The sequence below is a fragment of the uncultured Varibaculum sp. genome (genome assembly GCF_902489465.1).
GTDB lineage: Bacteria > Actinomycetota > Actinomycetes > Actinomycetales > Actinomycetaceae > Varibaculum.
This window is the reverse complement of sequence record NZ_CABTZZ010000057.1, coordinates 1-7,919: the sequence shown is the minus strand read 5'-3', so window position 1 is coordinate 7,919 and position 7,919 is coordinate 1. Positions and strand designations below refer to the sequence as shown.

The 7,919-nt window shown below is 51.0% G+C and carries 6 protein-coding genes; 5 read left to right on the top strand and 1 reads right to left on the bottom strand.

Features of this window, described 5'->3' with window-relative positions:
* Together RDM26_RS08140 and RDM26_RS08135 are read left to right on the top strand one after the other, a co-directional pair.
* Nucleotides 1-495 (top strand): major tail protein (locus tag RDM26_RS08140; RefSeq protein WP_307738465.1); only part of this gene is annotated, 495 nt, incomplete at its 5' end.
* Between the two features lie 15 nt (nt 496-510).
* Nucleotides 511-936: a hypothetical protein gene (locus tag RDM26_RS08135; protein WP_307738464.1), complete on the top strand. Its 426-nt coding sequence runs from the start codon at nt 511-513 to the stop codon at nt 934-936.
* A 162-nt stretch (nt 937-1,098) separates the two neighbouring features.
* Here the strand turns inward: RDM26_RS08135 and RDM26_RS08130 are convergent, their stop codons facing one another.
* A complete protein-coding gene (locus tag RDM26_RS08130; RefSeq protein WP_307738463.1) occupies nt 1,099-1,626 on the bottom strand; it encodes a hypothetical protein in 528 nt (175 codons plus the stop codon).
* Between the two features lie 47 nt (nt 1,627-1,673).
* On the opposite strand from RDM26_RS08130, the gene RDM26_RS08125 reads away from it, so the two are divergent.
* Genes RDM26_RS08125 through RDM26_RS08115 form a run of 3 tightly spaced genes read left to right on the top strand, consistent with a single transcriptional unit; the run spans nt 1,674 to nt 7,717 of the window.
* Entirely contained in the window at nt 1,674-4,352 is a 2,679-nt protein-coding gene (locus RDM26_RS08125; RefSeq protein WP_307738462.1) for a tape measure protein, read from the top strand.
* Between the two features lie 4 nt (nt 4,353-4,356).
* Nucleotides 4,357-5,043 (top strand): hypothetical protein, encoded by a 687-nt coding sequence (locus tag RDM26_RS08120; RefSeq protein WP_307738461.1) that lies wholly within the window; start codon nt 4,357-4,359, stop codon nt 5,041-5,043.
* A 13-nt stretch (nt 5,044-5,056) separates the two neighbouring features.
* Nucleotides 5,057-7,717, top strand: coding sequence for a phage tail spike protein (locus RDM26_RS08115; protein WP_307738460.1), 2,661 nt, complete (start codon nt 5,057-5,059; stop codon nt 7,715-7,717).
* The last annotated feature ends 202 nt before the right edge of the window (nt 7,718-7,919 follow it).

The following is a 7,919-nucleotide window of genomic DNA, read 5'->3' as shown; positions in this document are numbered from 1 at the left end:
TTGTCTGTGGAGGTGGCTGAGGCGATTTTGTATGCCGATGACGGGGCATCCGAGATTGTCAAGGAATTCAAATCTGGAACGCTCACTCTTGGGGTTGATGATCTCGGGGCGGAGGCTGCAGCTGCCTTAACTGGTGCGAGGCTGGACGCGAACGGGGTACTTATCAGTACTTCTGAGGATGGTGGCGCACCCGTGGCTATTGGTTTTAGAGCTGCACGCTCTAACGGGAAGTACCAGTATTTTTGGCTTTACCGCGTCAAATTTGCTCTGCCGGGAACCACGCTGGCGACCAAAGCTGATTCGATCACGTTCTCTACCCCGAGTATTGAGGGAACGATCCTGCGGCGTAATAAACCAGACGCTACCGGTAAGCACCCGTGGAAAGCCGAAGTAACCGAAGGAGCGGTCGGCGTCAAGCCTGAAACCATTACTGGCTGGTACACCCAGGTGTATGAGCCTGCCGCTACAACCAGCATCAAACCGACAAACAACTAGAACAGCAGGTAAGCCATGACAGCGAAAACCCAAACCAGCCCGGCAAGTACCTCTTTGAAAAGCGCGACAATCACTATCGCAGGTCAAGAATACGAACTCGTCCTGACTACCCGCGCGACCCGCCTTATAGCTCAACGTTACGGAGGGCTAGAACATTTAGGTCAAGCCCTGGAAACTAGCGAAGATATGGATAAGTCACTCGGTGAGGTAATCTGGCTCATCGCCCTGCTCGCTAACCAGTCCGTACAAATACACAACCTCACCCATCCAGACGATAAGCGCCCAGAGCTAACCGTAGAAGCGGTGGAGTTACTAACTGTGCCTGCAGATTTAGCTGACTATCGAGAGGCTATCGCCCAGGCATTACAGCGCGGCACCCGGCGAGCAATCATGACCGAGACCCCAGACCCAAAAGGGCAAACCAAGAAAAAGGACACCTAATAGATAGTGACGAGGCAATCTTTACCCGCCTGACCTACATCGGGCTCGCCCACCTGGGACTGACCAGCAGACAAATCGACCTGACCATATTCGGCGAACTATTAGATCTGGTGGACTGCTGGCGCATCGAAACAGGCAGAGCCCAGCCGAAACGCATCTGGTTTATTGATGATGTGATACCAGCAGGAGTTTAGAACAGTTAATCTTATCGCTGCTCTCTTTCAGAACGGACGAAGCCTGTTCTCTTCCTAGAAGTTCAGGTCGATGTCGTGCATGATGGGCGACCACATCCCAGCCCAATTCCCCGTCTCTAAAGAACTTTGGACGCTTAATACGGTCGATCTTGAGTGCATCGCAACATAAGGATTCCAGTTTGTCGTCAGGAAGAACGTGGAGCGCTTCTGCGATCCATACAAGTGCTTCCGCATGGTGAATCAAATTATAAGCCTTGCGTGCTGACAAGTTGACCTTCCTGGGTGCAAGGTTCTTCCTATAGTGCACCTCGGGATAGAGCCTATCCATGAAGAAAAAGATCATGTGCTCGCGCTGAGATGCCCACCAATGTCCGTCCTTCTGCGGGTCAGCGTCTTCAAAACACGACGCAATGGGCGTCCTAGCCGGCAACTCCGTCAGCATTTCAGCAAATGCGCGCACATCGAAATCAATCTGATTCTTGATCGCTTCTGTCATTTTTCTCTCCTAAAAACTATATGCAACTCAATATTAAGGAATAAATCATGGCTGATTCGTCTTTTGGTTTGAAGATTGGCCTTGAGGGTGAGCGGGAGTTTAAGCGCGCGATCACGGATATTAATCGTGAGATGCGGGTTTTGGGATCTGAGATGAAGTTGGTGGCTTCTCAGTTCGATAACAATGATAAGTCTGCTTCAGCGCTTACGGCTCGTAACCAGGTTTTGGGCAAAGAGATTGAGGCGCAAAAAGCCAAGATCCAGACTCTTAAGAGTGCTCTTGATAACTCTGCTACCAGTTTTGGGGAAAATGATTCTCGGACGAAGAATTGGCAGATTCAGCTCAATAATGCCCAGGCGACTTTGAATGGTCTTGAGGGTGAGCTTAAAGAGAATAATTCTGCTCTTTCTAAGTTTGCTGATGAGGCTGATGGTGCGGGTGATGATGCGAAAACTGCAGCTAAGGATACTGGGCACTTAGAAAATGCTGTAGATGAGCTGGGTTCGCAGATGGATGGTACCAGTTCGAAGACCCGCATTTTTGGTGATGTGCTTAAAGCCAGCCTGGCAGCGGAAGCTGTTGTTGGTGGGGTTAAAGCTATCGGGCACGCCATCGCGGGTATCGCTAAAGGCTTTGGCTCAGCGATGAAGGATGGCTTGGACTATAACGCCCGGATGGAGCAATACACTACCTCGTTTACTACGATGCTGGGTGATCAAGCCAAGGCTCAGAAACTGGTTAATAACCTCAAGTTGGAAGCGGCTCGTACTCCGTTTGGGATGGAGGATCTAGCCAAGGCTACCCAAACGTTGATGGGGTTCGGCATGAGCGCTGAAGAATCCCAGGTACGCCTCAAACAGTTAGGTGATATCAGCCAGGGGGATGCTGGAAAGTTCGAATCCCTCACGTTGGCGTTTGCTCAAATGAGTTCTACTGGCAAGCTTACTGGTCAGGATTTGAACCAGATGATTAACGCGGGGTTCAACCCTTTAGAGGAGATTTCCCGTAAGACCGGTAAAAGTATCGGTGAGCTTAAAGAAGAGATGGCTAAGGGTGCGATCAGTGCGGATATGGTTGCGGATGCGTTTGCTAGTGCCACAAGTGAGGGTGGCCGGTTTTATGGGGCGATGGATGCCCAATCCAAAACCTTCTCTGGTCAACTAGCTACGCTCAAAGACGGGGTCGATAACCTTAAAGGATTATTGGCTGGAGGTTTGACCACGGCTTTGGCTGGCACGGTGATGCCGATGGTTAATGGTTGGGTCGATGAACTCACCGGCGCGTTCGAGACCGGGGGTGCCCCGGCCTTTATCGATACCCTGGGGCAGATCTTGAAGGAGGCTCTGGAGTTTATTTCTAGCCAGCTTCCGCAAGTGGTAGATACCGGGATGAGTATCCTCACCTCTTTGTTGGAGGGCATTATCGCTGTTCTGCCTTCCTTGGCAGAGACTGCCGTGACGTTGATTGTGGCATTGGTGGAAGCAATCATTGAGGCACTTCCGAGTCTGTTGGAGGCAGCGGTTCAGATTATCGCCACCTTGGTTGCTGGTATTGGCGAGGCTCTACCGGAGCTGATCCCGGCGGCGGTTGAAATGCTGATGACCATGATCCAGGGGCTCATCGATAATTTGCCCCTTATTTTGGATGCAGCCCTGCAGTTGATTATTGGTCTTGCTGAGGGTTTGATTGCGGCTATTCCGGTGCTTGTTGAGGCTTTGCCGGAGTTGATTGGTGCGATTATTTCTTTCGTAATCGGGGCGATCCCTCAGATTATCGAGGCTGGTATCCAGCTGTTAACCGCGCTGGTTGGTGCCTTGCCTGAAATTATTGCCGCTATCACCGGGGCTTTACCGTTGATTATTACCGCTATCCTTGGCGCGATCATCCAGGCAATCCCCCAGTTGATTAACGCGGGCGTGCAACTGTTGACGGCTCTTATTGGGGCGTTACCAACTATTATTAACGCGATTGTGGCGGCTTTGCCTCAAATTATTTCTGCCATATTGTCTGCTATTGGTGGGGCTATCCCTCTTCTGGTACAAGCTGGCATCCAACTATTAACCAGCCTGATACGGGCTTTACCGACCATTATCGGCACTGTCGTTTCGGCTATCCCGAGGATTATTTACGGCATTGTTAGAGCAGTGATGGGCGGGGTCGGGCAGATGATCTCAGCTGGAGCATCCCTGGTTTCTGGGTTATGGCAGGGTATTCAGTCACTAGCGGGCTGGTTGTGGAACCGGGTCTCTAACTGGGTGTCTTCAATTTGGAATCGGATTCTCGGATTTTTCGGTATCCATTCTCCTTCTAAGCAAATGGCGTGGGTTGGTGACATGCTAGTTGCTGGTCTAGCCGGAGCAATAACCTCACGCGGCCATAAGGCCGCCGATGCGGCAGCAACCATGGCAAAAGACACCATGGATGCTATGGGCGAGTTAACTAACGGGGTTAACGTACCTATCAAGGTCAGTAAGGATTTGTCTTTGCCAAACGCTGATCTGACCCCTGCCCTAGCCGGCCAAACACCGCAAACTGAAAAGGAAACTAAAACTCACGGCGTTGATGTTCAAGGGGTAGCAGATGCTACAGCTGCCCGGATTCTTAAGGGTTTGGATATCAAGGTTGTTTTAAGTGATGGGACGCTGGTCGGCAAACTCGCACCCAAAATTGATCAGCAACTATCACGGCTATCTCGGCGAGCCAATCTTTTAGCTGCGGGGGTGTAAATCAATGTACGGGTTTGTTCTCGACCATAAGGTTAGCTCTAAAAGCCTGGGTATGCGTTTTTGCGCACCTGTAGAGATCCCAGCTGCCGCCATGGGCGTAGATGATATTGAGGTGTCAGGGCGGGCCGGTACTCTTACCCGCTTTAAAGGGTGGCAAGATGGCGAAATAACTTTGAAACTAGCGGTGCGTGGCGGGCTGGAAGCATACCGCAAAGCCGCCTACGCGCTGACTGGAGCCCACACGATTGGTTTTAGCGGTGAGCCTGGCATGTTCAGGTATCTTAAACACGTCAAAATATCGCCAGCGTTAGGGTCGATGGCCACTTGGGTAATGTTTGAAGCCGAGCTTTGTTGCCAGCCGTTTACCTACCTGGAAACCGGGCTTAAACAGCTAACTTTAAGCGCTTCGGGCACGATTATTAATCCTGGTCTTTTAGCTTCCGATCCGGTAATAACTGTTTTTGGTACCGGGGAGTTAGAACTAAAAATAAACGATACTGCTTTGATAGTTTCTGCTCCTAGCGGGCAATTAACTATCGATAGTCCCCGGCTTGTAACCCACGTTGCAGGTAAAACCCAAACCGATGGAATCTCGGGGCCCTTCCCGCAACTTTCTCCTGGTGCTAACCACATCGAGCTGGGCACAGGTATTTCAAGAATCGAAGTTAAAGGTAACTGGCGTACCTTGTAGAAAGGAATAACCCATGATTACGATTCATGATCGTAGCGCTAGGGATTTTACTGCCAGTGGGTTAGCGGTGCTAGATCGCCACGTTATCGACCCGATGGTAAGTCAGGAACTAAACGGCAAGTTTTCCCTAACGTTTTCCTACCCGGTAGAGGGGCCAGCAGCGAACCTGTTGGTAATAGAAAACATCGTGGCCGCCCCGGTTCCAGGAATAAACGGTAGGCAAGGATTTCGTATCAGCGAGGTCACCACCAGCCTTGACGGGACGCTCGAAGTAGTTGCCCATCACGTGTTTTATGACCTTTCTGCCAACCTTATCGCTGACACCTATGTGGTAAACAAAACCGCTAAACAAGCCCTAGATCAGCTGCTAGGGGCAGCCAATAGCCCGCACGGTTTTAGCGCTAGCAGTTCAGATAACTCGCGTCGATCCTCTGCCCGCATAGTTAGAACCCCACTCAGCGCGGCTCTGTTAGATGACAGCGACAACAGTTTTATTTCGCGTTGGGGCGGCGAGCTTACTTTCGATAACTGGCACATCCACCACGCACCCCGCATAGGTGCTAATCGTGGCGTGGTTATTCGGGATCGTAAGAACCTGTCCGGATACGAATCGAGCCTGGACTACACCACGATAGTTACTCGGATTTTGCCGGTTGGTTACGACGGTCTGCTCCTGCCCGAACTGTATGTGGACAGCCCTCGCATCAGCGACTATATCTGCCCGCGTATCAAGGTAATCCGCTATGGGCAAGTCAAAGCCATTAAGGATACGGAGAAGCCGCGTGAGGACGAACTTCCCCTAGAGCAAGCTCACGCATGGCTGCGCGCCCTAGCTAAAAGCGAGTACGCACTTGGCCTGGTTGATCAGCCGTCTTGTGCCTACAAGATTTCATTTGTTGACCTTGCCTGCGCCAAAGAATACGCGGATCTGCGCGAGTTAGAAACCCTAGCCTTGGGTGATATCGTGACCGTACGTCACGATGACCTCAACGTGGCACTTACTACCAGGGTTGTTGCTTATGACTTCGACCCGCTTGGCCAAGAATATATGAGCATTGAGCTAGGTAGCACCGCTCCTAAATTCACCGACATCACCCACACCATCACCGCTGCCCGCAGCGAGGCTATCCAAGCCCAGCAGGTGGCAAGTATTGCGCTAGCTAGCGCGGATGGGAAAAACACCAACCACTATGGCACCACCCAACCTGTATCAGCTCGGCTTGGGGATGTGTGGTTTAAAGACAATGGTGAGCAAGTAGGAATCTGGATCTACCGCGTTACTGATACTGGTCAGCCCGGATGGGTCAGTCTTGCCACCGATTTGAACGGAGCCGAACTGGCGGCGAACCTGCAAGCAGCTAAAACCCAGATCGCGCAAGCAAACGCTAGCGTTGAGCAAGTCCAAGCAAGCCTTAAACAAACCCAAAGCGAGCTAGTAAAAACCAGTAGCGATACAGCGACTGCAAAAGCTCAGGCCGAAAAAGCTCTCAAGGATGCTACCAGCACTAAAAATGCTCTAGAAGCGTTCAAAGTGCAGGTAGCAGATGAAACCAAAAACATTAACTCCTCCTTGACGATGGTTTCAGACAACGTGAACCTGAGAGTTAAAAGAGCCGAGATTATTACCCAAATCAATCTGTCGAATGAAACCGTGCTGATTGATGCAGCAAAAGTACACATCAGTGGGCAAACCTCAATAGATGACGCCGTAATCGGTACCGCAATGATTGCCGATGCGGCTATCACTAACGCTAAAATCTCTCAGCTGTCAGCAGATAAAATAACCACCGGTACCCTAGCGTCCGCGCGGATCGCCGCCGGGAGCATCACTAGCGATAAGCTCACGATTGCTAAAGGATACATCCAAACAGTCATGATCCGCGACGCTGCTATCACCTCGGCGAAGATTGCTTACATAGATGCCAGCAAGATCACCACTGGCCTGCTTGATGCCAACCGGATCGGAGCGGCATCCATTACGGCAGATAAGCTTTCCGCTAACGCTATCCAGGTTGGTCTTGCCGGATGGACAAGTAATATTCGCATCAACCCCACCCAGATCTCTTGGTATAACGGTTCGGAACTGGAAGGAAAAATCGCTAGTACCGGGATGCAGTTTTGGTACGGGAATCGATATATCGGACAGTTAGGCAGGGGCCATAAAAAGGATCATGAGGAAATAGAGGGTATCTCCACGTCGCTAGCCAACGAGGGTGACTATGTTGCCTGGACCTACCAAGACGCTCCAAACGGGGACTATTTCACGTGTTTGACCCTAGACCCAAAGGGAAGGTTTTATGATTCGGCTGGCATCCACCTTGGGGCTGATCTGCGCACGAATGGTTACAAGTTCTATACCACCGAAAACAGATCGGTCACCTTGGAAGATTGTGTACTAACCGATAGGGGCACGCATCCAGGATGGGTCGGGCCAACAAAGCTAGCCAAAGTAGTATTCCACACCTATGACGTCATGATCGTCACCAACGGCACGTTCTATAACATGACCCGACTTTTCGACCGGCTCTCAGACCTTATGAGCCGGGTAAACGGGATCATCGGGCTGCTTAACCAGGGATGGATCAGCACCATAACCTCCAAAGCAGATGGCACCATCTCCTGGACCTACTTCCATAACACCGGGTATCAACCAATGTCCACCAACACTGCCTAAACCAGGCTGTATTCAAGAAAGGAATACGTCATGAAAATTTGGATAGCTAACAAGCACCTAACCGGACTAACAGAACTATTAGCCGCTATGAGTCTTAAACCTGGCCCTTCTAGAGCTAGAACCAAACTGCTAGACCTGGTAAGGCAGGCCACCAAGCGTTTTAGCGATGACGAATACGAACTGGTAACCCAATACGCCTCCC

Bases quoted from the DNA above. Each gene is read 5' to 3' on its own strand.
- RDM26_RS08130 (WP_307738463.1), bottom strand. From the start codon at position 1,626: ATGACAGAAGCGATCAAGAATCAGATTGATTTCGATGTGCGCGCATTT.
- RDM26_RS08125 (WP_307738462.1), top strand. From the start codon at position 1,674: ATGGCTGATTCGTCTTTTGGTTTGAAGATTGGCCTTGAGGGTGAGCGG.
- RDM26_RS08120 (WP_307738461.1), top strand. From the start codon at position 4,357: ATGTACGGGTTTGTTCTCGACCATAAGGTTAGCTCTAAAAGCCTGGGT.
- RDM26_RS08135 (WP_307738464.1), top strand. From the start codon at position 511: ATGACAGCGAAAACCCAAACCAGCCCGGCAAGTACCTCTTTGAAAAGC.
- RDM26_RS08115 (WP_307738460.1), top strand. From the start codon at position 5,057: ATGATTACGATTCATGATCGTAGCGCTAGGGATTTTACTGCCAGTGGG.